This window comes from Pseudomonas sp. CFBP13508, from assembly GCF_005233515.1.
Taxonomy (GTDB): Bacteria; Pseudomonadota; Gammaproteobacteria; order Pseudomonadales; family Pseudomonadaceae; genus Aquipseudomonas; species Aquipseudomonas mercuritolerans.
Window position 1 is genome coordinate 122,899 of sequence record NZ_QFZZ01000004.1, and the last position, 22,541, is coordinate 145,439.

At 60.4% G+C, this 22,541-nt stretch carries 20 protein-coding genes and 1 pseudogene; 16 read left to right on the plus strand and 5 right to left on the minus strand.

The annotated features are described in order from the left end of the window. Positions 1–163 precede the first annotated feature (163 nt). A complete protein-coding gene (locus PspCFBP13508_RS12705) occupies positions 164–1,846 on the plus strand; it encodes a methyl-accepting chemotaxis protein (protein WP_137214708.1) in 1,683 nt (560 codons plus the stop codon). A gap of 134 nt (positions 1,847–1,980) precedes the next feature. Here PspCFBP13508_RS12705 and PspCFBP13508_RS12710 read toward each other — a convergent pair whose 3' ends face one another. Beyond that, positions 1,981–2,916 (minus strand): LysR family transcriptional regulator, encoded by a 936-nt coding sequence (locus PspCFBP13508_RS12710; protein WP_137214709.1) that lies wholly within the window; start codon positions 2,914–2,916, stop codon positions 1,981–1,983. A gap of 113 nt (positions 2,917–3,029) precedes the next feature. Here PspCFBP13508_RS12710 and PspCFBP13508_RS12715 point away from each other — a divergent pair, with 113 nt between their 5' ends. From PspCFBP13508_RS12715 to PspCFBP13508_RS12725, 3 genes are all read left to right on the plus strand, one after another. After that, positions 3,030–3,515, plus strand: coding sequence for a DMT family transporter (locus PspCFBP13508_RS12715; RefSeq protein WP_016775407.1), 486 nt, complete (start codon positions 3,030–3,032; stop codon positions 3,513–3,515). Positions 3,516–3,518: 3 nt separating this feature from the next. Beyond that, a complete protein-coding gene (locus PspCFBP13508_RS12720) occupies positions 3,519–3,971 on the plus strand; it encodes a DMT family transporter (protein ID WP_137214710.1) in 453 nt (150 codons plus the stop codon). 566 nt (positions 3,972–4,537) lie between these two features. After that, positions 4,538–4,705 carry a metallothionein gene (locus PspCFBP13508_RS12725; RefSeq protein WP_016775405.1) on the plus strand — a complete coding sequence of 56 codons (168 nt, stop codon included), beginning with the start codon at positions 4,538–4,540 and terminating at the stop codon, positions 4,703–4,705. 22 nt (positions 4,706–4,727) lie between these two features. On the opposite strand, the gene PspCFBP13508_RS12730 is transcribed toward PspCFBP13508_RS12725, so the two are convergent. Beyond that, entirely contained in the window at positions 4,728–5,000 is a 273-nt protein-coding gene (locus PspCFBP13508_RS12730) for a hypothetical protein (protein WP_137214711.1), read from the minus strand. A gap of 49 nt (positions 5,001–5,049) precedes the next feature. Next, the gene (locus PspCFBP13508_RS12735) at positions 5,050–5,277 is read right to left on the minus strand and encodes a DUF6555 family protein (protein WP_016775403.1); all 228 of its coding nucleotides are present in this window, start codon (positions 5,275–5,277) and stop codon (positions 5,050–5,052) included. A 146-nt stretch (positions 5,278–5,423) separates the two neighbouring features. On the opposite strand from PspCFBP13508_RS12735, the pseudogene PspCFBP13508_RS12740 reads away from it, so the two are divergent. The 10 genes and pseudogenes from PspCFBP13508_RS12740 to mnmH all read left to right on the plus strand — a co-directional run bounded on the left by PspCFBP13508_RS12740 (position 5,424) and on the right by mnmH (position 18,937). Then, positions 5,424–6,190 (plus strand): annotated as a pseudogene (locus PspCFBP13508_RS12740) (helix-turn-helix transcriptional regulator). A 210-nt stretch (positions 6,191–6,400) separates the two neighbouring features. After that, entirely contained in the window at positions 6,401–6,574 is a 174-nt protein-coding gene (locus PspCFBP13508_RS12745; RefSeq protein WP_137214712.1) for a DUF1427 family protein, read from the plus strand. Positions 6,575–6,606: 32 nt separating this feature from the next. Next, positions 6,607–7,563, plus strand: a complete 957-nt coding sequence (locus PspCFBP13508_RS12750; protein WP_137214713.1) for a zinc-binding alcohol dehydrogenase family protein — start codon at positions 6,607–6,609, stop codon at positions 7,561–7,563. Between the two features lie 269 nt (positions 7,564–7,832). Next, on the plus strand, positions 7,833–9,836 hold the full coding sequence (gene tssI / locus PspCFBP13508_RS12755; RefSeq protein ID WP_137214714.1) for a type VI secretion system tip protein TssI/VgrG: 2,004 nt from the start codon (positions 7,833–7,835) through the stop codon (positions 9,834–9,836). Beyond that, a complete protein-coding gene (locus tag PspCFBP13508_RS12760; RefSeq protein WP_137214715.1) occupies positions 9,833–10,699 on the plus strand; it encodes a DUF4123 domain-containing protein in 867 nt (288 codons plus the stop codon). Before tssI ends, PspCFBP13508_RS12760 begins: the two co-directional genes overlap by 4 nt. Next, a partial coding sequence (locus tag PspCFBP13508_RS27810; RefSeq protein WP_343287067.1) for a toxin VasX occupies positions 10,696–11,744 on the plus strand: 1,049 nt, incomplete at its 3' end. The genes PspCFBP13508_RS12760 and PspCFBP13508_RS27810, both read left to right, overlap by 4 nt. 2,425 nt (positions 11,745–14,169) lie before the next feature. Next, positions 14,170–15,285, plus strand: coding sequence for a hypothetical protein (locus tag PspCFBP13508_RS12770; RefSeq protein ID WP_137214716.1), 1,116 nt, complete (start codon positions 14,170–14,172; stop codon positions 15,283–15,285). A gap of 201 nt (positions 15,286–15,486) precedes the next feature. Continuing rightward, entirely contained in the window at positions 15,487–16,626 is a 1,140-nt protein-coding gene (locus tag PspCFBP13508_RS12775) for a hypothetical protein (protein WP_241669515.1), read from the plus strand. Between the two features lie 173 nt (positions 16,627–16,799). Beyond that, positions 16,800–17,834 (plus strand): selenide, water dikinase SelD, encoded by a 1,035-nt coding sequence (gene selD, locus PspCFBP13508_RS12780; protein WP_137214717.1) that lies wholly within the window; start codon positions 16,800–16,802, stop codon positions 17,832–17,834. Beyond that, on the plus strand, positions 17,834–18,937 hold the full coding sequence (gene mnmH, locus PspCFBP13508_RS12785; RefSeq protein WP_137214718.1) for a tRNA 2-selenouridine(34) synthase MnmH: 1,104 nt from the start codon (positions 17,834–17,836) through the stop codon (positions 18,935–18,937). The genes selD and mnmH overlap by 1 nt, the downstream gene beginning before the upstream one ends. Before the next feature lie 109 nt (positions 18,938–19,046). Here mnmH and PspCFBP13508_RS12790 read toward each other — a convergent pair whose 3' ends face one another. Then, complete coding sequence (locus tag PspCFBP13508_RS12790) at positions 19,047–19,721, minus strand: hypothetical protein (RefSeq protein ID WP_041477219.1); 675 nt, start codon at positions 19,719–19,721, stop codon at positions 19,047–19,049. A 283-nt stretch (positions 19,722–20,004) separates the two neighbouring features. Here PspCFBP13508_RS12790 and PspCFBP13508_RS12795 point away from each other — a divergent pair, with 283 nt between their 5' ends. Both PspCFBP13508_RS12795 and hemB read left to right on the plus strand, forming a co-directional pair. Further along, complete coding sequence (locus PspCFBP13508_RS12795) at positions 20,005–20,703, plus strand: glutathione binding-like protein (RefSeq protein ID WP_122611212.1); 699 nt, start codon at positions 20,005–20,007, stop codon at positions 20,701–20,703. Positions 20,704–20,940: 237 nt separating this feature from the next. Continuing rightward, positions 20,941–21,915, plus strand: coding sequence for a porphobilinogen synthase (gene hemB / locus PspCFBP13508_RS12800; RefSeq protein ID WP_016775388.1), 975 nt, complete (start codon positions 20,941–20,943; stop codon positions 21,913–21,915). 96 nt (positions 21,916–22,011) lie between these two features. Here hemB and PspCFBP13508_RS12805 read toward each other — a convergent pair whose 3' ends face one another. Next, the gene (locus PspCFBP13508_RS12805; RefSeq protein WP_137214719.1) at positions 22,012–22,455 is read right to left on the minus strand and encodes a hypothetical protein; all 444 of its coding nucleotides are present in this window, start codon (positions 22,453–22,455) and stop codon (positions 22,012–22,014) included. Positions 22,456–22,541: the final 86 nt, after the last annotated feature.

Sequence of the window (22,541 nt, forward strand, 5' to 3'; positions counted from 1 at the left end):
CGAAGGCGTCGTGTCAGTCGACACACAGGTTGCTGAGCCAACGCTTTCGCGAGCAGGCTCGCTCCCACAGGGGGGGCGGCGATGTTTCAAGACTCAACTTTTGCTCCGGCGTGCCGTTAAAGCCTTTAACCACGCCAACAAAATCAAAAGAGTGAGTCCCCCGATGCGCCTGAGTCTCAAGGCTAAAGTCCTGTCCCTTGCCGTTCTGCCGGTGCTGCTCTTTGCGCTGGTCATCAGTGTGACCACGCTGTTCATCCTCCAGGAACAGGCGCGCAAGGAGGTCGAACAGACCCGCGAGCGGCTGCTCAGCGACGCCAAGGCCACCCTGCAAAGTTACGTCGCCGTGGCCATGACCACGATCAAACCGCTGTATGACGCCGCCGCACCGGGCGACGACGCGGCGCGGGCGCAGGCGATCAAATTGCTTTCGGGCATCCGCTATGGCAAGGACGGCTATTTCTTCGGCTACGACTCCGAGACCGTGCGCCTGTTCAAGGCCAACGATCCCGATGGCGTGGGCAAAAGCTTCAAGGACAACCGTGATCCGAACGGCGTCTACGTCAACCTCGGCCTGGTCAAGGTGGCCAAGGACGGCACTCACTATCTGCAATACAGCTCGCCGCTGCCGGGCAACGCCAAGGTGCTGGTGCCGAAACTCGGCTACACCGAATACCTGCCGAAGTGGGACATGGCGGTCGGTACTTCGGTCAACCTCGACGGCATCGAAGCGCAAGTGGCGCTGGTCGAGGCGCAAGTGCAGGAGCGCGTGCAAGGCGTGGTGCTGAGCATTGTCGGCGTTGCGGTGCTGGTGCTGCTGGTTATTGCGGCGGCGGGCATGCTGCTGGCCAACACCATTCTGCGTCCGCTGACCCTGATGAAAGCCAACCTCGACGACATCGCGGCGGGCGAGGGCGACCTGACCCGGCGCCTGAACATCACCAGCCAGGACGAACTTGGCGAACTGGCCGGCTCGTTCAACCGCTTCGTCGACAAGATCCACGGCCTGGTGCGGCAGATCACCGAGATGACCACGCAACTCACCGGGCTGGTCACCCAGGTCTCGGAACAGGCGCAGCGTTCCGATCAGGCCATGGAGCGTCAGCGCCACGAAACCGATCAGGTCGCCACCGCGATCAACGAAATGTCCGCCGCCGCTCAGGAAGTGGCGAAGAGCGCGCAAAACGCCGCCGTCGCCGCGCAGCAGACCGACGAAGAAGGCCAGAGCGCCAAGCGCGTGGTCGCAGGCAGCATCAAACAGATTCATGCGCTGGTCGACGATATCCGCAACAGCGGCGTGTCGCTGGACAGCCTGCAGCAGGACGTCAGTTCGATCGTCGGCGTGCTTGGGGTGATCCGTTCGATTGCCGAGCAGACCAACCTGCTGGCGCTCAACGCCGCGATCGAAGCGGCACGTGCCGGTGAGGCCGGGCGCGGGTTTGCCGTGGTTGCGGACGAAGTACGCGCACTGGCCAGCCGCACGCAGATCAGCACCCAGGAAATCCAGGGCATGATCGACCGCTTGCAGGCCGGCACGCAGCAGGCGGTCGAAGCGATGCGCCGTTCCAGCGAGGCCGGCGATGGCACGTCCCAGCAAGCCAATCAGGCCGGTGCATCGCTGGATGCCATGGCGCAGTTGATCGCGACGATCAACTCGATGAACGCGCAGATCGCCAGCGCAGCGGAAGAGCAGACGGCCGTGGCCGAAGAGATCAACCGCAGCGTGCATCAGATTGCTGTGGCGGTGGACAGCGTCGCCGATGAAACGCAACTGGGCGCGCAAACGTCGCGCAGTCTGGCGGAGCTGGGGCAGCGGTTGGGCAAGCTGGTTGGTCAGTTCCGTATCTGACGCAATTCTGGAGCCCTGCATAAACCCTGTGGGAGCGAGCCTGCTCGCGAAAGCTGTGTATCAGACGCTGCTCTGATATCAGACGGACCGTATTCGCGAGCAGGCTCGCTCCCACATTTGGATTTGTGTAGGGCTTAAGATCTGTCCCAATAGGGAATCTCGCCAAAGCATTCGACAAAAAAATCAATCACCGTCCTGACCTTCACCGACAACCGCCGGCTCCCCGGCCACAGCACGGCGATCTGCTGCGGTTCCAGACTGTTCGACACCTGATATTCCCCCAGCACCGGCACCAGTGTGCCCTCGCGCACCGCTTCGCCAATCAGCCACGACGGAAACATCACCAGCCCTAAGCCTTGCTGGGCGGCCTGGGTCAGGGTGTCGGCGTGGTTGCCGGTGATCGGGCCTTTGACGGTGTACGGCGTCCAGTCCTCGCCATCACGGCGGAAAAACCAGCGCTGCTGACCGGCCGCGCCTTTGTAGGCCAGGCACTGATGCTGCGCGAGTTCGTCCGGATGCTGCGGCGTGCCTTGGCGTTTGAGATAGGCCGGGCTGGCGGCGACCTGAAAGCGGTGCGGCGCCAGAACGCGTGCCTGCATGCTTGAATCGTGCAGCGCGCCGATGCGAAACAGCAGGTCGGCGCCTTCCTGTAACGGGTCGACGTAATGGTCGGTTTGCTGGATATCCAGTTGCAGCTTCGGATAGCGCGCGCAGAGCTCACCCAGCCAGGGCGTCAGATGGCGTTGGCCGAACACCACCGGGGCGTTGATGCGCACCAGTCCGGTGGGTTCGCTTTGCTGTTCCTGCAACGCCTGTTCGGCTTCTTCCAGTTGCACCAACAGCAACCGCGCATGGTGGCCGAGCGTGCGCCCGGCTTCGGTCGGGGTGACGGCGCGGGTGTGGCGGTAGAGCAATTGCTGGTTGAGCGCCTGCTCCATCAACTGGATCTGCCGTGAAATGGAGGAGGGCGCGACCCCTTCGCGGCGGGCGACTTCGGAAAAACTGCCGTGGTCGAGGACCGCTACAAACAGCCTTAACGCTTTGAATCCGAGTTCGTTGAGCCCGTGCATGCCATGTCTCGCTGTGCGTGTTGCGCAAAAGTGTTGTCTGGATGCTCCCATTTATCGCACAGCGGCGCCAGCCGATAATCCGCGCCATTGTTTTTGAGCGTGGAAGGTTATGTATGCAGACGTTGGATGAAGGGGTGGTTGCTGCACCGGTAAAAAGATCGGTGTTGCGTCTGCTGTTGCTGCCACTGGTGATTCTCGCTGGCATGGGCTTGTCGGTAGAAGCCGGATTGCTCGGGCCGCTGGGCGAGCAGGTCGGGCATTTGTGGGCGACGTTGAGCATCTTCGGCGTGGGTTCGGCAATTCTGTTTTTGCTCCTGCTGTTTGCCGGTCCGCAAAAAGGTCCGGCGCTGACCGAACTGCCGCGCTGGCAGTTGATCGGCGGTTTTCTCGGGCCGATCTACGTGGTGGTGCTGACGCTGGCGACGCCGCATATCGGCATTGCCATGACGATGATTGCGATTTTGTCCGGTCAGGTCGGCAAGAGTGTGCTGATCGACCATTTCGGCTGGTTCGGTGCGACGCGCAAGAAGGTCAACGGTGAGCGCTGGCTGGCGTTGGGCTTGATTGTGGTGGCTTTGGTTCTGATTGCGCGGGGGTGAGTGATGGGTCTGGTGATTTTGTTGGCGGTGGTGGTGTTGGCCGGTGCGGTGTTGAGTGTGCAGGCCGCGATCAATGGTCGTCTGGGTGAGACGGTCGGTGTGCTGCGCTCCAGTCTGCTGACCTTTGCGGTGGGCGCGGTGGTGACCGGGTTGTTGATTCTGTTTTTCGAGCCGGCGCAGGCGGTGAGTCTGCTTCAGGTGCCGAAGTGGCAATTGACCGGGGCGCTGTTTGGCGTGGTGTACATGATGGTGATGGTTGGCGCGGTGCCGGTGGTCGGGACGGCTGTGGCGACGGTGGCGGTGATTGTCGGGCAGTTGGGGATGGGGATGTTGATCGACAATTTTGGCTGGTTGGGGAATCCGGCGATCGGCTTGTCTCCGAGTCGGATGCTGGCGATGGTGTGTCTGGCGGTGGCTTTGGTGTTTATGTATCGGAGTTCGCGGCAGGCGCAGTGATTTTATTTGTTTGACTGTGTACATATCCGTTGCTGCGGGTGTTGCTTCTGGCGGTTCCGCTGTGTACGACTGCGTCGTTCGGTCGCTGCGCTCGCACATCCGGATCAATCCCTCCACTCAGCCTGCCGACGGGCTCTGAGATCAAGATCAAAAGCGGTACTCGAGCTTGCGCTCATTGTTTTGAGTGGTTAGGAGCGGGTGGTGTCTGGCTTTGGTTTTGTGCTGGGATTCGCCCCTCACCCCAGCCCTCTCCCGGGGGAGAGGGGGCCGATTTTCGGGCTTTTCAAAATTTGCGTTCGACTCGGTATTCCACGTCGGCGGGTTTCTCGCAATCATCTCGGTCAGTTCCCTCTCCCTCCGGGAGAGGGCTAGGGTGAGGGGCTTTTGATGTCTGCGCAGGTCTGTGCTGCGCGCAGTTGTTCTGTGGGAGCGAGCCTGCTCGCGAAAGCCACTTCTGCGTCGCCCAATCTCTCAACAGTTGGCCAGCCTGCAACACCACCTTCTACACTGTCCCTTACGGCTTACCACTCAAGCCTCAGACAACCACCACGCAAGGAGTCTGTCCCATGTCCGATAAAAAATGCGACTGCCCGGGCTGCAACTGCACGATCAAAGAAGGCGAACATTCCTACGCTGTGCACGGCAAACATTATTGCTGCGAGGCTTGCGCTCATCACCACAAACACGGTGAAGAGTGTGCGATGAAGGGCTGCGGTTGCGCTCATCCGAAATAAGCGCGGCAAAAAAAAGTGGAGCCTAATCAGGCTCCACTTCCATTTTCAGACTGTCGTCTTCCTGTCGCTCAAAGTGCCTCACCGTGCCTTGCAGTGTTCGCCCTTCGACCTTGACCACCACAATCTTCGCTTGGTGGAGGTCTTCCGGTACCGGTGCCTGGACGCACAGGGTGAAGCGATAAGGGTCATCCGCGACCGTTTCCAGTGCGACTGCGCAATTCACCGTTTTGGTGATCTGGCCGAAGAAGGTGGTCAGGCCGTAGTCCAGTCGGGCCGGGTGATAAGTGTCGGTCATCGGTCGATTCCCCCTGTCGATTGCCAAGCCTGCGGTGAAGGCGGTGGGGTCAGTTGGTCTGGCGCCAGGTGACGTTTTCCAGACCGAATTTTTCTGCCATCGGTTTGCTGGTCTTTTGCACTTTCTCGCGGCCGAAGCGCGGGATGCGACCCACGCCCGCGTCGCAGCTTGCCCAATGCCAGGCTTCGGCGTTGTCCATTTTGTCCGAGCGGATAATGAACGACTTGGGGGTGCCATGCAGTGTGTAGTCGATGACGTAAAGTTTTGCGTTGTTCATAAAGCCCGAATTCCTCCCTGTGGTATTAAACGGATCGCGCTGTGCCGGGAAAATTCATTCGGATTGTCCGACGGTATCTATCGTTGGCGAGGGCGGGGCGTGCTGGTTACCATGGCGGCTTCGCCAACCCCCTGTGAACGCTCGCCATGGCCCTCGCCGCGCCCCCTGATCTGACCGACACCGATGTGCCCGTGCAACCGCTGGCGCGAACCTATCCGCGTGGTTTGTTCATCGAGCCGCACGAGCATGTCTGGGGGCAGTTGCTGTATGCGATGAGCGGGGTGATGTGGGTGGAAACCCCGCACGAAGCGCTGGTGGTGCCGCCGCAGCGGGCGGTGTGGTTGCCGCCGGGAGTGCCGCACGGGATTCGTGTGGTGTCGGATTTGCAGATGCCAATATCTACCTGCGCCCGGCGCTGGCGGCGACGCTGGATGCGACGGTGCAGGTGATCGAAGTCGGTGGTCTGCTGCGCGAGTTGATCGTCGGGCTGGTGGCGCAGGGCGATGCCGGCGAGGCTGAGTATTACGAGGCACTGGTCGGGCTGGCGTTGCTGGAACTGCGCCGGGCCAGGCGTTCGCAACTGAAAATTCCGCTGCCGGATGAGTCCGACCGGCGTCTGATGAATCTGTGTCAGGCCGTGATGGCCGCGCCGTCGCTGGAGATCCCGTTCGAGCAGCATGCGCAGAACGCCGGGGCCAGCGTGCGTACGCTGGCGCGGCTGTTCAAGGACAGCCTCGGCATGGGCTTCGCCGAATGGCGACGGCAGGTGCAGTTGGCGACGGCGGTGGCTGCGTTGATTCAGGGCGTGGCGGTGAGCGTCATTGCTCGCGAACTGGGTTATTCACCGAGCAGCTTCAGCGACATGTTTCGCCGGGAGCTGGGGGTGGCGCCTTCGCAATTCTCGGCAACTTGAACAGATCCATGTGGGAGCGAGCCTGCTCGCGAAAGCTTTGCACCAGGCAATGAAGTGCTGACTGGAAGACCGCATTCGCGAGCAGGCTCGCTCCCACACGGTTCTGTGGCGGCTGCAGAAGGTTTGTCCGAAATTCAGAAGTCCTTGGCCGATACCGCTCCGCCCGTTTCCCTAGACTCTGCCCATCACTTATCGCGGCGGAGTTTCCCCATGAACTACCTCATTTCTCTGGCCATCGGCCTGGGCGTCGGCCTGCTCTACGGCGCGCTCGATTTCCGTTCTCCCGCACCACCGGCGATCGCGCTGGTCGGTCTGCTCGGCATGTTGGCCGGTGAGCAGTTGTGGCCGCTGGGCCAGCAACTGGTCGCTGGCTGGTTGTCCTGAATTTTCCCTTTTTCCTTTTGGTGGATATGCCCATGAAAGCGTTGCAATTCGATCAGACCGGCGACCTGTCTTCCCTGCGTTTCGTCGACGTCCCGACCCCGGTGCCCGGCGCCGATGAAGTGCTGGTGCAGATCAAGGCTGCCGGCCTCAATCCCAGCGATGTGAAAAACGTCCTCGGGCGTTTTCCTTACACCACGCTGCCACGGATTCCGGGGCGGGATTTTGCCGGGGTGGTGGTCGAGGGGCCGCAAGCACTGATCGGTCAGGAAGTCTGGGGTACCGGGCGCGAGCTGGGCTTCTTCGCCGACGGCGCCCATGCGCAATTCGTCAAATTGCCGGCCAGCGGCGTGGCGCACAAACCGGCGCATTTGAGTTTTGCTCAGGCGGCCAGCCTTGGCGTGCCGTACACCACGGCGTGGGATGCGCTGGAACGCAGCCTGGTCAGCGCCGATACGCGTTTGCTGGTGATCGGCGGCGGGGCAGTGGCAACTGCGGCTTTGGCCCTGGCAAGAGTGCGCGGCGCGCAATTGCTGGCGGCGGCGCGCCGGCCCGAGCAGGTAGCCGATTTGCAGAAGCAGGGCTATCAGACGATTCAACTGGATAAGCCAGAAGACCTCGGTGCGCAGGTCAACGCGGTGTATCGCGGTGGCGCCGATGTGATCTTCGACACCACCGGTTTCTGGCTGCCCGCTTCGGTGGCGGCACTGGCCACCTTCGGCCGCATCGCCATCATCGCCGCGCCGGTCGACGGCCACGTGCAATTGCCGGCGCTGGCGCTCTATCGAAAAGGCGGCTCGGTGGTCGGGATCAACTCCTTGTTGTACGGCGTTGAGGCGTGCGCGGCGATGCTCGAGCAGTTCGGGCGGTTCTTCGATGAGGATCGCTTGCCGCTGCCGCAGGGCTTGGTGGAGGTGCCGCTGGCTGAAGGGCTGGCGCGCTATAACGAGGTCAATCAGGGTGGTGGCGACAAGATCATCTTGCTGCCCTGACTCACGCAAACCCCTGTGGGAGCGAGCCTGCTCGCGATGACGGTGGATCAGTTAAACAGTCGCCGACTGACACACCGTTTTTCGCGAGCAGGCTCGCTCTCACAGGGAATACATAGGATCCGGGATCATTTCCGTAGGATCCTGGTCGTTTCTCTGTGGGCCACGTCCTTTTCGCTCGCAGACCGGCAAAACAGGCAAAGGTCTGACTTCACCCATTGCAGTGCACCGTTGCACAGTCCCGTCTTTCACTCAGACACAGGGACAGGTGGATGCGCATCGCTGGCAGGCCCGTTGTTTTCACTCTCGAGATAGAAGGCGTTTCCCACGATCTTCAAGTGTTCGGTTTTCGCACCCGGGAAGTGCTCAACCAGACCTACGAACTGGATCTTGAGCTGGTCAGCGAGCGCCCCGACGTGGATCTGGAAGGCTTGCTGCATCGGCCGGCCTTTCTCTGTTTCGGTGCCGACGGTAGCGGCATGCACGGGCTGGTCTATCGGGTCGGCCAGGGTGATTGCGGTGTTCGGCTGAGCCGTTACCAGATCACCCTGGCGCCGCATCTTGCCTACCTCGCGCATCGGCGCAATCAGCGGATTTTCCAGAACCTGAGCGTGCCGCAGATCATCGCCAATGTGTTGAGCGATCACGGCATGCAGGCCGATGCCTGGCATTTTCAGCTCAGCGCCGAGTACCCGGCGCGGGTGTATTGCGTGCAATACCAGGAATCCGATCTGCACTTCATCCAGAGGCTGTGCGAGGAGGAGGGCCTGCACTTTCACTTCCGCCACCGCCGTGAGGCGCACCTGTTGGTGTTCGGCGACGATCAAACGGCGTTCCTCAAACACGACCTGACGACGCGCTATTTACAGGGCAACGGCCTGGTTGCCGATGCGCCGGTTATCGACCAGTTCACTGTGCGCCTGGAGCCACGCTCCAACCTCGTCGAGCGCCGCGACTATCACTTCGAAAAGCCCGCAGTGCAGTTGGACGCCAAGGTCAGTGCAGCGCGGGTTCCGCTGCTGGAAGATTATGAGTTTCCCGGGCAGTTCACCCACCGCGAGCGCGGCAAGCACCTCAGCCAGCGTGCGCTGGAGCGCCATGGTGCCGACTATCGTCTGGCTAACGGGCGCAGCAATCAGGCGCTGATGCGCGGCGGCAGTTTCATGACCATGGCGGATTACTCGCGCGCCGACTGCAACGATTTATGGTTGCTGACCGAGGTCGAGCACATCGGCAAACAGCCGCAAGTGCTCGAGGAAGCGTTCACCGAGCAGGCTGACGCTGATGGTTTCAGCCAAGGCTACCGCAACCATTTCGTCGCCACATCGTGGGACGTGGTGTTTCGCCCGCAGCTCAAGCATGTCAAACCGCGCGTCAGCGGCAGTCAGTTGGCGGTGGTGACCGGCCCGCCCGGCGAAGAAATCTACAGCGATGCCTACGGCCGCGTGAAAGTGCAAATGCTCTGGGATCGCGACGGCCAGCGTGATGAGCAGTCAAGTTGCTGGCTGCGCGTGGCCACTGCCTGGGCACATGACCGCTACGGCAGCGTGCAGATTCCTCGCGTCGGCATGGAAGTGCTGGTGGGCTTCACCGATGGCGATCCGGACAAACCGCATGTGCTCGCCTGCCTGCCCAACGCCGAAACCCCGGTGCCACTGGACCTGCCGGCGCAACAGACGCGCAGTATCTGGCGCAGCCAGAGCAGCCCCGGCGGCGGTGGTTACAACGAACTGCGCATCGAGGACCGGCAAGGCGCGGAAGAAATCTCCATCAGGGCGCAGCGCGACTTGGTGCAGCACGTGCTCAACGACTTGCGTGTGCAGATCGACAACCTGCACAGCCAAGTGATTGGCGGCGTCTCCAGCCTTGAGTTGCGTGACGAGGAACATCACCTGACCCATGGCAATCGCCTGACTGAACTCAAGCAGGACGATCATTTGTGGGTGCAGGGCGAGCAGCATGTGCGGGTCGCCAGCCAGCGCGTCAGTGCGGCGCAGCAGCTGCATTTCGGCGCGGGCGAGCAGGTGGTTTTCAACAGCGGCCTGCAGATCACTCTGGCTGCTGGCGGGCATTGGCTGACGGTCGGCGCCGCCGGCATTTTCAGCAGTGTGCCGGTGGTGCAGGGCGGGGCGCCGACGGTGTGTCTGCCAGCGGAACCCATGCTGCCGGGGGCCGCGCCGTTGCTCAAGGCGACGTTCGATGCCGTGCAGCAACGGCATGCGCTGCTGACCACGCGGACCTCGCGTTGCCTGATCTGCGAGGCGGCCCAGGCATGAGCCTTTTGACGGATTGGCCTGAAGGTTTGCCGTGGGCTGAGCAGCAGGCGTTTGTGCTGCTCGACGGCGCGACGATCGCCGATTTACCGGCGCAACTGCGAAGGCTCGATCCCGCCGCCAACGCTTTCGCGCTGTACGACCAGCCACCGTTTTCGGCCCTGCGTGACGTCTCGCCGCTGCTGGTGGCGCTCGCTGACGCTGACGATCCGCTGGCGCGGTTTTATCGCCAGCACGCCCAACAGGAATGGGGCGTGCTGCTGTTCAGCGCCGCGCCGGCGCATGAAATCGTCGCGCATTTGCGCCAGTTGCTGATCGTCGAGTTGCCGGTCGGCTCGCCGGTGTTGTTGCGGCTGGCGGATGCCGCCGTAGCGCAGGCGCTGTTTGCCAGCGGCGATGCGAGCCTGTTCGGGCCGCTGGGATGCGTGGTCACGGCGGATGGCGCGCGGGGAGTCTGGCACTGTCAGCGACCTCGGCACGGGCAGGGTGGGGCGCTGGTGGCGCCGTATCGGTTGAGTGCCGAGCAGGATGCCGCGCTGGATCGGGTGGATCGGCGGCGGGTGTTGCTCGACATCGATACGCACCTGCTCAAGCACTTTCCTGACTTTCATGTCGGGGACACGGCAGTTGAACGCTGGCAATTGCTGGAACGCATCCACGCCCACGCCAGCGAGCTTGCCTTGAGCAGCCCGTCCGAAATTCTGCTGTACGCCAACGTGGTGGCATGGCTGGACGATGCAACGTGCAGCCGGCATCCGCAGATCCATCAGCTGATGCACACGCCTTCGCTGCAATCCCCCGGCGAGCGCGTTGCGATTGCCGCTGCAATGGCCTTTCGATGGGCCTCTGAGAGACATCAATCATGAACCATCCCGCCAACCTCGATGCGTTAGCCGCCTCGAAAGCGCCCATTGGTGCGCCAGCCGCCTGCCCCTTGCGCAACACCCACGTGCAACTGCTGCCCCTCGCTTACGGCCTGGTGGAAAAACCCTTCGACCCCAGCAGCGAACTCACGCTGCCGTACACCCTGACCACGCGCCCCATGGGCATCCGCCGCCTGCGCGATGGTTGGCTGTACATCGTCGACAGCCTCAGCGGTGAGCTCTACGAATATCGCGTGCTGGAAGGCGTCATCAGCGCATTGCTGTATCGCGGCAAAAGCGTCAGCGAGGAGCAGCGCAGCGCCATCGAGGAACGTCCGGCGTTGATCTTTTCGCGCAAAAGCACCCTTTACGTGACCTTCGCCGACGTGCAGTTGAGCGCGGCGAAATGCCGGCAGGTGCTGGACAGCGCGGAGGAGCGCGAGCACTTCATGCAGGCGGTCGATCTCGGCCCGGTGCATTGTCTGATCGGCGGCGAGCATCTGCTCACCGTGGCCCAGGCCAAACAGTGGCTGGCGGAAGTGGCCTGCACAGCGAAACCGCTGGCCGAGGCGGACGCCACGCGGATGCCGACGGTGCAGGTCAGCGATGCGCCGGAGCATGAACGCGAACCCTATCTGTGGGAAAACCCGCGACGTTTTCGCGAGGCGCATATCGGCGAATTTCTTGGTCGGGTGCGCGGGCCATATCAGGACGACACGCTGTTTCTGCTGGTCAACGACGACCTCGGGGTGATGCGTGATCTGGCTGATTATCAGGACCTGGTGGTCGGCTGGATCGAGCAGTGGAGCAACACCGACAACAACGAGCGCGACTATCTGCTGGCCAGTTACATCGAGTCGCTGAGCCAGCTCGGATCTCAGGACTTCGACGCTTTGGCCAAGGCCAGCGATGATCCGCGCGCCCAGGCATTGTTCGCTGAACTGGAGCAATTGCCCGAGCCGGATCGGGAAAATACCCGGCAGGCATTGCTTGAGTATTTAAACAAAGGTGGTGAGGTTGTCCCGACCGATACTCAGGCTCGACCTGANAGGCGGATCGGCGCTTTTACACCCGTGAATATTTTGCTGAAGTCGCCCCGGCCGACTTCGTCGAGCGTCACCTGAGCACACTGGTCGAGCTCGGCAAGGATCAGAGCCGACGCATGAAAGACGTGCTCGACGGCCCGCTGCTCAGCGGCAAACGCGGCATCAACGACCTGATCGACCGCCCGGCCATGGACGAGGTGCTGAACAGTCATCGCGACAACCTCGGACGCTGGAATCGCCTGCTCGAACGCATCACCGCCGACCGCGCGCAACTGCTGTGCGCCGGGCGTTTCCATCGCTCGGCGTGGTATTTCGACGGCCAAGTGCAGATCGATCAGGCGCTCGCCAGCGAATACGCCTGCCTCAAGGACATCGGTCGCAGCGACTCGGCCAATGAGCAAATGCTCGGTTACCTCGAACGACACCCGCAACTGACCCGCCCGTTGTTCTACACCTTGCCGCTGCGCTTGCAGACCGAGCAGGCCGGGCAATATTCAACGCTGTTCAACGCCGGCATGGCGATGTTCAACAACCTGCCGGACTGGCTGGCCAAATTGCAGAGCATCGAGCAGCCGCAGCTGCCGGCACTGGACGACCTGCCCGCACACAGTCGCGTCTTGGCGGACGCGGTGCAAGACACTTACAGCCCGGCGCTGAACCTCGGCCTGAGCCGGGCGCTGGAAGGCTTCGATCTTGCCGGCGAGAAAATCCCCGACCTCGACGAACTGTTCCAGCGCCTGCCCAAAGCCCTGCGCCTGCGCGTCTTCGACGCCGCACGAACCAGCGGCGTGACCTTCACCGTGTCCACCCCGGCGGAGCAATCAGCGCTGCAAGCCACGATCAAGGAAGTGCTGCGCGAACGCGACTACCTGAAAACCCTCAACCGCGAACGCAACCAGCTCACCCACAACAAAAACCGCCAGGGCCACAAAACCGCCCGGGCAGTGGAATTGCAGCAGGAAATCGTCCGTGTGCGCACGCAACTGGCCTTGTTCGAAGGAAGGCTGGCGGCGGCGTTAAGCCCGATTGACGAACTGCCGGATCGCTCGGCACGGCTGTATGGCGCCACCCCGGCGAAAGCGGGCGTGACGGTGGTGTTTCCGCCGGCGCAGCACGGGGAATTGCGTGGGTTGCTGGAGAATATTCGTGCGGGGGTGGCGGGCGTTTCGAAGGCGAGTCTGGTGCGGACGGAGGGGATGGGGTTGTTGGTGGTGTTGGTGCAGGTGGTGAATTTGGTGGGGGTTTATCGAGAGGTGATGAAGCAGACGAGGGACAGGAAGAAACGGGCGGATTTTGTTGCTGCCGTAATCGCGACAGGCGCAGCCGGATTTACCGCTGCGCAAGGGCTCGCCGATACGGCGCTCAAGGCTCGAAGCGCGAGTCTTATTGCCAGCATGCAGGTTGAAGCGCTGCGACAGGTTCATGTGCAGATGGGGAAGTTGCATGTTGGGTTGGGGGCGTTTACTTATGTTCTGGGTTTGAGAACTTCGTTTGCCAGCTTCAGAATTAGCGATCGAAAGTGGCAAGATGCAATTCGTAGTGGCACTCAATTTGAGCAGAAAGCGGCTGCGGTGGCGACGTTGGGCGCCGCAGGTATGGTTGCAACTAACGGATATGGGGCGAGCAACACTTTTCACGCTTCTTTTAAAGTGCTGACTGCAGCGAACAGTTCGGCACGCGCAGCGGCGTGGGCTGCCGCTGGCACACGTCTTTCTACTGTATTTTTTCGCTTCAATCTCGCCGGTGCATTGTTCACCGTGCTGGAATTCGTCGGAACGTGGCTATTCCATCGCTACAACCTCTCTGCCCACGATAAGTGGTTGAAAATCACGCCCTGGAGCCGTAATGAAGAGATGCGCGGTGACCACTCCCTGGATGACTATCAAAACTATCTGGCGTTTTTGATACACGCTCCTTACGCCCAATCAGGACCTGATCCGAGTGACACTTGGCTGAAGACTTTATTATTTGGCGCCAAACCCAGTGATATTCATTTGGTTCTGCCGAGGCTGGCGCTAAACGATCTTCTGCCGCCGTTAAACGGTAAACCGAGTCAACGCTTGGGAATCGGTGCCCATCGACTTGTTGCACCGCTGCATGGTCGCGGTGTGCCGCAAGTACGCAAGGAAGTCATCAGTGAGGAGATATTGAGCAGTCTGCGAATCGTGAAGTCATCACCAGATGGTTTGGTGCTTTGTCTTCAGTACCCCATCCGTCCCGATTCTGACTACACGCCTGCAAAGGAAACGCTCGAACTTGCCATATGTATCCAGACCGTCAATGGCAAAGGTGGGGCGGAGTCAAGAACGCGCGTGATTCATATTGACCCTCTGGATAGCGGTCATTTTGCTGTAGTAACTCCCGGCTCGGTTAAAGACAACCCTCCGGTTTTGCTGGTAGAAACTCAATACCTCGAATGGGCTGACCATGCTGAATAATCGCAGTAATCCTCTTTCCAGTTCGGAATATGAGGGGGTTAAAAAAGCGGGCGATATTGAGCCGTTCCCAAGCGGGAAGATTACCTATCTCGCACCGTTGCCATTACCTACATCAATGCCGCCTTACGGACCTCATATCGGAGCGTTCAATGACGGATACATGGACTTTGGTCTCGGCTCACTGGAGGTATTCCCATGGCAGCTAATTCTCGGCGCGACGACCGCAGGAACTTTTATGGTTCTCGTTTTAATTCCTTTATTTACGGGCTTGCTAGGGATTCTTTTTGGCTATGGAAACGAGGCGATTTGGGAATCAATGGTTGGTGTATTCGAAGTGGCGTTGGAAAATGAATTAATTTGCGGTCCCCTGATCTTGCTCATCGGTATTGGCGTCTGGCACCACTTCCACAAAAAACGCCTCTCCCTCATCCCAACCCGCTTCAACCGCCAACGCCGCGAAGTCTGCTTCATGCCCGAGGGCGCCACCGAACCAGTCTTCATCCCATGGGAATCGCTCTCCGCGTGGATCATCGAAGCCAAGGGCGTCACCCAGTTCGGCGTCCATCGCCAATACGGCATGGGCATCGGTTTTCATCACGGCGAAACCCTCACCAGCCTCGAATTCCAATGCGCCGGCCTGGAGCTCGCGATCAGCCACTGGGAAGCGATTCGCGGTTACATGGAGTACGAAGTCAACGACCTCAAATCGATCCAGGACCTGCAAGACCTGCAAGGCCCGGACGACCCGCCCCACGAAGGCCTGCACACTTTTCGCAATGCCCGCGCGCGGATGCACCAGCAGATCCGTGAAGGCCGCCGCTCGCGGCTGTCGGGATTTTTTTGGTACCTGTATCACGTCATGACTTTATGGACGATTCCAAACCGTTTGGTCGAATGGGAAGTGCGCCGTCTGGAAAGAATCGGCAAGCAGGCGCTGCCGGAAGCCATGCGTGCCTGGTCCGAGCCGCTGCCCGAAGAGCAATGGTCCAAGCCCAGTGAAGAGTTGCTGCGGCTGAGTGAACAAGTGCGGCGTATGCACAAGCGCCAGCCGCATCGGCCGATTACACAGATTTTCGCTGAGGTTTGCAGGCGGGCTGTGGACTGATGCAGAGCAGTTTTGTGACCAGAGGGAGGGAGGTTTTTTGCCTGTTTGAGCGCCTTCGCGAGCAGGCTCGCTCCCACAGGGGACCGCGTTGGATGCGGATGTTTCGGTTGATCTTGGCCGAGGTGGGAGACCCTCGGGGTGGCGGCCATTTCTCAGTTGTTGCTACCGGGTCGGTCAAGCAAAACCCGATGGTTATGCTGGTTGAAACTCAATACCTCGAATGGGCTGACCATGCTGAATAATCACAATGAGCCTCTTGTTGATGAGCAATTTGAGGTGATTAGAAGAGCGGGTGATGTAGAGCCGTTCCCAAGCGGAAAAATTACCTATGTCGCACCGTTGCCATTACCTACAGCAATGCCGCCTTATGGGCCTCACATTGGGGAGTTAAAAGAAGCATACATGGACTTTGGGCTTGGACTGCCAGAGGTATTTTCGTGGCAGGTAATTCTCGGCACGCCAACCGCAGGCGCCTTTATGATCATTGTTTTATTTCCTTTATTTACCGGCTTGCTAGGTATTATTTTTGGCTATGGGAACGGGGCCATTTGGGAATCAATGATTGGTGTATTCGAAGAGGCTTACAAGAACCAATTAATCTGCGGCCCCTCGATCCTTCTTATTGGCCTGGGCGTCTGGCACCACGTCCACAAAAAACGTCTCTCCCTCATCCCAACCCGCTTCAACCGTCAACGCCGCGAAGTCTGCTTCATGCCCGAAGGCGCCATCGAGCCAGTCTTCGTGCCATGGGAATCGCTGTCTGCCTGGATCATCGAAGCCAAAGGCGCCACCCAGTTTGGCATCCACCGCCAATACGGCATGGGCATCGGTTTCTACCAAGGTGAAACCCTCATAAGCCAGGAATTCCAATGCGCCGGCCTGGAGCTCGCGATCAGCCATTGGGAGGCGATTCGTGGCTACATGGAGTACGAGGTCAACGACCTCAAATCGATCCAGGACCTGCAAGACCTTCAAGGCCCGGACGACCCGCCCCACGAAGGCCTGCACACTTTTCGCAATGCCCGGGCGCGGATGCATCAGCAGATCCGTGAAGGCCGCCGCTCGCGGTTGTCGGGATTTTTTTGGTACCTGTATCACGTCATGACTTTATGGACGATTCCCAACCGTTTGGTCGAATGGGAAGTGCGCCGTCTGGAAAGAATCGGCAAGCAGGCGCTGCCGGAAGTCATGCGTGCATGGTCCGAGCCGCTGCCCGAAGAGCAATGGGCCAAGCCCAGTGAAGAGCTGTTGCGACTGAGTGAACAAGTGCGGCGGATGCACAAGCGCCAGCCGCATCGGCCGATTACGCAGATTTTCGCTGAGGTTTGCAGGCGGGGCTGACTGGACGGTGCAGGCAGGTTCGATTGCTTTCGCGAGCGGGCTCGCTCCCACAGGAGACCACCGTACAAATGTGGGAGCGAGCCTGCTCGCGAAGGGGGCCGCTCGGTCAGCACAAGAATCTGCGCGCTCGCGCTCTGCTAGAATCCGCCCCATTCATTGCCAGAGACTCTCCCATGAGCGAGCCGATTCGTCTGACCCAATACAGCCATGGCGCCGGTTGTGGCTGTAAGATTTCCCCGCAGGTGCTGGAAGTGATCCTCGCCGGCAGCGGCGCACAGAACCTCGATCCGAAACTCTGGGTCGGCAACGCATCGCGCGATGACGCGGCGGTGTATGCGATCGATGCCGAGCGCGGGGTGGTGTCGACCACCGATTTTTTCATGCCGATTGTCGATGACCCGTTCGACTTCGGCCGCATCGCCGCGACCAATGCGATCAGCGACATCTACGCGATGGGCGGCGATCCGTTGATGGCGATCGCGATCCTCGGCTGGCCGGTGAATGTGCTGGCGCCGGAAGTGGCGCGGGAAGTGATTCGTGGCGGTCGCTCGGTGTGTGACGCGGCGGGTATTCCACTGGCGGGCGGGCATTCGATCGATGCGCCGGAGCCGATCTTCGGCCTCGCCGTCACCGGGCTTGTGGAAAAGTGCCACATGAAACGCAACGACACCGCCACCGCCGGTTGCCTGTTGTACCTGACCAAACCGCTGGGCATCGGCATCCTCACCACCGCCGAAAAGAAGGGCAAGTTGCGCGCCGCCGACGTCGGTGTCGCCCGTGACTGGATGTGCACCCTGAACAAGCCTGGCAGCCGCTTCGGCAAACTCGCCGGCGTCACCGCGATGACTGACGTCACCGGTTTCGGCCTGCTCGGGCATCTGGTGGAAATGGCCGACGGCAGCCAGTTGACCGCGCGCATCGCCTATGACCGCGTGCCGCGTCTGGACAGCGTCGAGTACTACCTCGATCAGGGCTGCGTGCCGGGCGGTACGCTGCGCAACTTCGACAGCTATTCGAGCAAGGTTGGCCGCGTGCAGGAGTTGCACAAACGCGTGCTGTGTGATCCGCAAACCAGCGGCGGTCTGCTGATTGCGGTCACGCCTGAAGGCAATGACGAGTTCCTCGGCGTCGCCGCCGAACTGGGTCTGAACCTTGCGCCGATCGGCGAACTGGTTGAGCGACAGACGAACGCGGTCGAGGTGATTTGATGCTCCGCGACTGCACCGACTACCGCGACATTTTCCTCAACGACCGGCCGATGATGGATGCCCGCGCGCCGGTCGAGTTTCACAAAGGCGCGTTCCCCGGCGTGGTCAATCTGCCGCTGATGAATGATCTGGAACGGCAGAAGATCGGCACCTGCTACAAGCAGCACGGCCAGCAGGCGGCGATCGAGCTGGGCCATCAAATGGTGTCCGGCTCGGTCAAGGCCGAGCGCATCCAGGCCTGGGCCGACTTCGCCCGGGCTCATCCCGATGGTTATTTGTATTGTTTCCGTGGTGGCTTGCGCTCGCAGATCACCCAGCAGTGGTTGCGCGACGAGGCCGGCATCGACTATCCGCGCGTCGGCGGCGGCTACAAGGCGATGCGCAGCTTTTTGATCGACACCCTTGAGCAGGCCATCGCGCAGTGTGATTTCGTTTTGCTCGGCGGCATGACCGGCACCGGCAAGACCGAAGTGCTGGTGCAGTTGCGCAACGGTGTGGATCTGGAAGGCCACGCCAACCATCGCGGCTCCAGTTTCGGCAAACGCGCCACCGGGCAGCCGTCGAACATCGATTTCGAGAATCGCCTGGCCATCGACTTCCTGAAGAAACGCGATGCCGGGATCGAGCAGTTTGTGCTCGAAGACGAGAGCCGTGTGGTCGGCAGTTGCGCCTTGCCGTTGCCGCTGTATCAGGGCATGCAGCAATACCCGATGGTCTGGCTGGAAGATCGTTTCGAGGATCGTGTCGAACGGATCCTGCGTGATTACGTCATCGATCTGTCGGCGGAGTTTGCCTCGGTGCACGGTGAAAACGGTTTTGCCTTGTTCTCCGAACGTCTGCTGGAAAGCCTCAACAACGTACAGAAACGCCTCGGCGGTGAGCGCCATTCGCGGATGCTGGTGTTGATGGAGCAGGCGCTGGCCGAGCAGGGCCGCAGCGGCGCGGTGGATCTGCATCGCGGCTGGATCGAGGGTTTGCTGCGTGAGTATTACGACCCGATGTATGTGTTCCAGCGCGAGAAGAAGGGCGGGCGGATCGAGTTTGCCGGAGAGCGGGGGGCGGTGATCGAGTATTTGCGCGCGAGGGTGAGTCAGAAGGCTTGAGGCGCAAGCCACTGGCCTCTTCGCGAGCAGGCTCGCTCCCACAGTTGAAATGCGTTCCCCTGTGGGAGCGAGCCTGCTCGCGAAGACGCAATATCAGGCGCTACAAAACTCAGGTCGGGCAGGTGTCCTTGCCGTTATCCAGCCCCTGTTTGTAGATATGGCTCTGCAAACTGGCCTTGCCGTTGTGCCACTTCAGGGTCAGCACATACAGCGAATCGAAGTCATCGCCGGCCCAGTCATCGGTGATCTTCTGTCGCTCGCCCACTGCGTTGCCGGCGACCTTGTTGATCAGATCCGGTAGGTAGCCGTGAGACCAGGCGGTGTAGATCGTCGAGTTGTGGTACTTCTCGTCCAGCAGTTCGCGGGCCAGATCGCTGGTGTCGTTGGCGGAGAACTCGATGTTCACCGGCAGGCCGAGCTTGATCGCGGCCGGGCTGATGGTCATCAGCGGACGAATGTAGCTGTAGGAATTGTCCAGCTCGCCTTCCTCGACGTTGCGCGTCGGGTTGGCAGCGAACACGTAGTCGGCCTTGCCGAATTTTTCCGGCAGCAGGGTCGACAGGTCGATGGCGCGGTTCAGGCCCTGGCAGTTGAGCTGGCCGAGGCCGCCTTCGGGCTTTTCCGCGTGGCGCAGGAACACCAGCGTCTGCGTGCCGTCCGCCGGTTGTGCACGGCTTTCACTGGATTCAAGCGAGAGAAAAAGCGCGCTGACTGCCAGCAGGGAGGGCAGGGCCACGTACGCGCGATGTTTGAAACGTTTGGCGAAACTCATCAGGTTCGTCATCAATTCGAGGGTTCTTCAGCAAAATCGGTTAAGGCTGACAAACCTTGGCACCGCGGGCTCCCAGCACCGGGTGTTTCCCTGTCGTGAACAGCTTCCTCTGCGAGAAAGGCATAGCTCAGAGTCCTGTAATGCCCGTTTGGTTCGATCCGGGCCAGTGCGCAGCACTCTAACGGCAACCTTTGCGGGCATGCAGGCAGGTTAGCGACAGGATGTTACGGTTCGTGTAGGCGCGGCGGCAGGCCTACTTTATGATCGGTTTTCAATTTGTGACTGGATGCTTCCAATGACCGATCTGTCTGCATTCCCGATTACTCAGAAATGGCCGGCGCAGTACCCGGACTGGATTCAGCTCTACTCCCTGCCGACCCCCAACGGCGTCAAAGTGTCGATCATGCTCGAAGAAATCGGCCTGCCGTACGAGCCGCACCGCGTCGGTTTCGACACCAACGACCAGACCTCGGCGGAATTTCTCTCGCTGAACCCGAACAACAAGATCCCGGCGATCCTCGACCCGCATGGCCCGGAAGACAAACCGCTGCCACTGTTCGAATCCGGCGCCATCCTGATTTATCTGGCCGACAAGAGTGGCCAGTTGCTCGCTCAGGAAGGCGCGCTGCGCTACGAGACCATCCAGTGGCTGATGTGGCAGATGGGCGGCATCGGCCCGATGTTCGGACAGCTCGGTTTCTTCAACAAATTCGCCGGCAAGGATTACGAGGACAAGCGTCCGCGTGACCGCTATGTCGAAGAGAGCAAACGCCTGCTGAACGTGCTCAACACCCGCCTCGAAGGCCGCGACTGGATCATGGGCGAGCGCTACACCATCGCCGACATCGCCACGTTCCCGTGGGTGCGCAATCTGCTTGGCTTCTATGAGGCCGGGGATCTGGTCGGCATTCAGAATTTCCCCAATGTCACGCGGGTGCTGGAGCGGTTTCTCGCTCGCCCGGCGGTCATTCGTGGCCTGACTATTCCTTCCTGACTCACCGCGTGCCCCCTGTAGGAGCTGCCGAAGGCTGCGATCTTTTGACTTTGATCCTAAAAAACAAGATCAAGAGATCGTCCGATCGCGGCCCGAGCCTTCGGCAGCTCCTACAGGGATTGTTGCACCTGCGGTAACGCTCTCTTGATTGATCCAGGTTTGTCCCGCACCCGCCGCAAGGCATAAGCTTCGCCCCCTACGACTTTCGTCTCATCCGCTGTTTTCAGGAAAGGCCCCATGTCCAGTCAGTTCCCCGAAGCACGTCCCCGCCGTCTGCGCCGCAATGCGAGCCTGCGCAGTCTGTTCCAGGAAACCGAGTTCAGCCTGAACGATCTGGTCCTGCCGATCTTCGTCGAGGAAGACATCGACGACTTCGTGCCGATCACCAGCATGCCCGGCGTGCAGCGCATTCCCGAGCGCAAACTGGCCAGCGAAATCGAGCGCTACGCCCGCGCCGGCATCAAGTCGGTGATGACCTTTGGCGTGTCCCATCATCTCGATGCCAACGGCAGCGACACCTGGCGCGAAGACGGCCTGGTCTCGCGCATGTCGCGCATCGCCAAGGATGCCGTGCCGGAAATGATCGTGATGTCCGACACCTGCTTCTGCGAATACACCGATCACGGCCATTGCGGCGTGATGCACAACCACGAAGTCGACAACGACCAGACCCTGATCAACCTCGGCAAACAAGCCGTGGCCGCCGCCCGCGCCGGGGCTGACGTGATTGCGCCCTCGGCGGCGATGGACGGCCAGGTTCGCGCGATTCGCCAGGCGCTCGACGCCGCCGGCTTCACGCAGATTCCGATCATGGCCTACTCGACCAAATTCGCCTCGGCGCTGTACGGTCCGTTCCGCGAGGCCGGCGGCAGCGCGCTCAAGGGCGACCGCAAAAGCTATCAGATGAACCCGATGAACCGCCGCGAAGCCCTGCGCGAATCGCTGCTCGATGAGCAGGAAGGTGCCGATGCGCTGATGGTCAAACCGGCCGGCGCCTACCTCGACATCATCCGCGACATTCGCCAGGCCTCGAACCTGCCATTGGCGGCGTATCAGGTCAGCGGCGAGTACGCGATGATCAAGTTCGGCGCCCAGGCCGGGGCGATCGATGAAGATCGCGTGGTCCGCGAAAGCCTTGGCGCAATCAAGCGTGCCGGGGCGGATCTGATCTTCACTTACTTTGCGATGGATCTGGCGTTGGCGGGGATCTGAGAAAGGAATCGCAACTTGCAGCATTGCCTGTATGGAATGGTTGCTCCTTGTAGGCAGAGGCGTCAGGTTGCGATCGTCTCCATGACTCGATTTTTATCAGAAAAGAGCTTTGCTGAGTTTGACACCTAGCGACGCAGTGACATACAGCGTTGGAGCACCAATTTTGTGTTCGATTGGATCGAAATCAGCTTTGATTTTTCCACTGAAACGAGTTTTATTTTCAGAAATCGTTAGATGCAAGATTGATTGATTGGGCGATGCGTACGTCCAACCTGCATGATTTGCAAAGTACACTGCGGCGTACTGGTAGTAGGTCGAAGGTATTTCATATGTTCCATCTTCCAGATCGCTGAAAATTTGAAATATAAAAGACCTGTCGTTGGCCTCCGTTCTCCCTCGGAACTCATATTTTACCCGCTGGGTTGACCGCAACTCGATCAAAGCAGCATTTAAAGGTTGGTGGTCGGCGACTTCGAACAGTGCGTTTAATGTTCCAGTGACCTCTATGTCTTGCACTTGGTCTGCGGTGGACAGTTCCATCTTGATTGCTCCTTGAAAACGGTGAGCAATGATTAGAGGTGGCGCTGCGCAAAGCGTCTACTGTAAGAGTTGACAGGTGTTCAGGT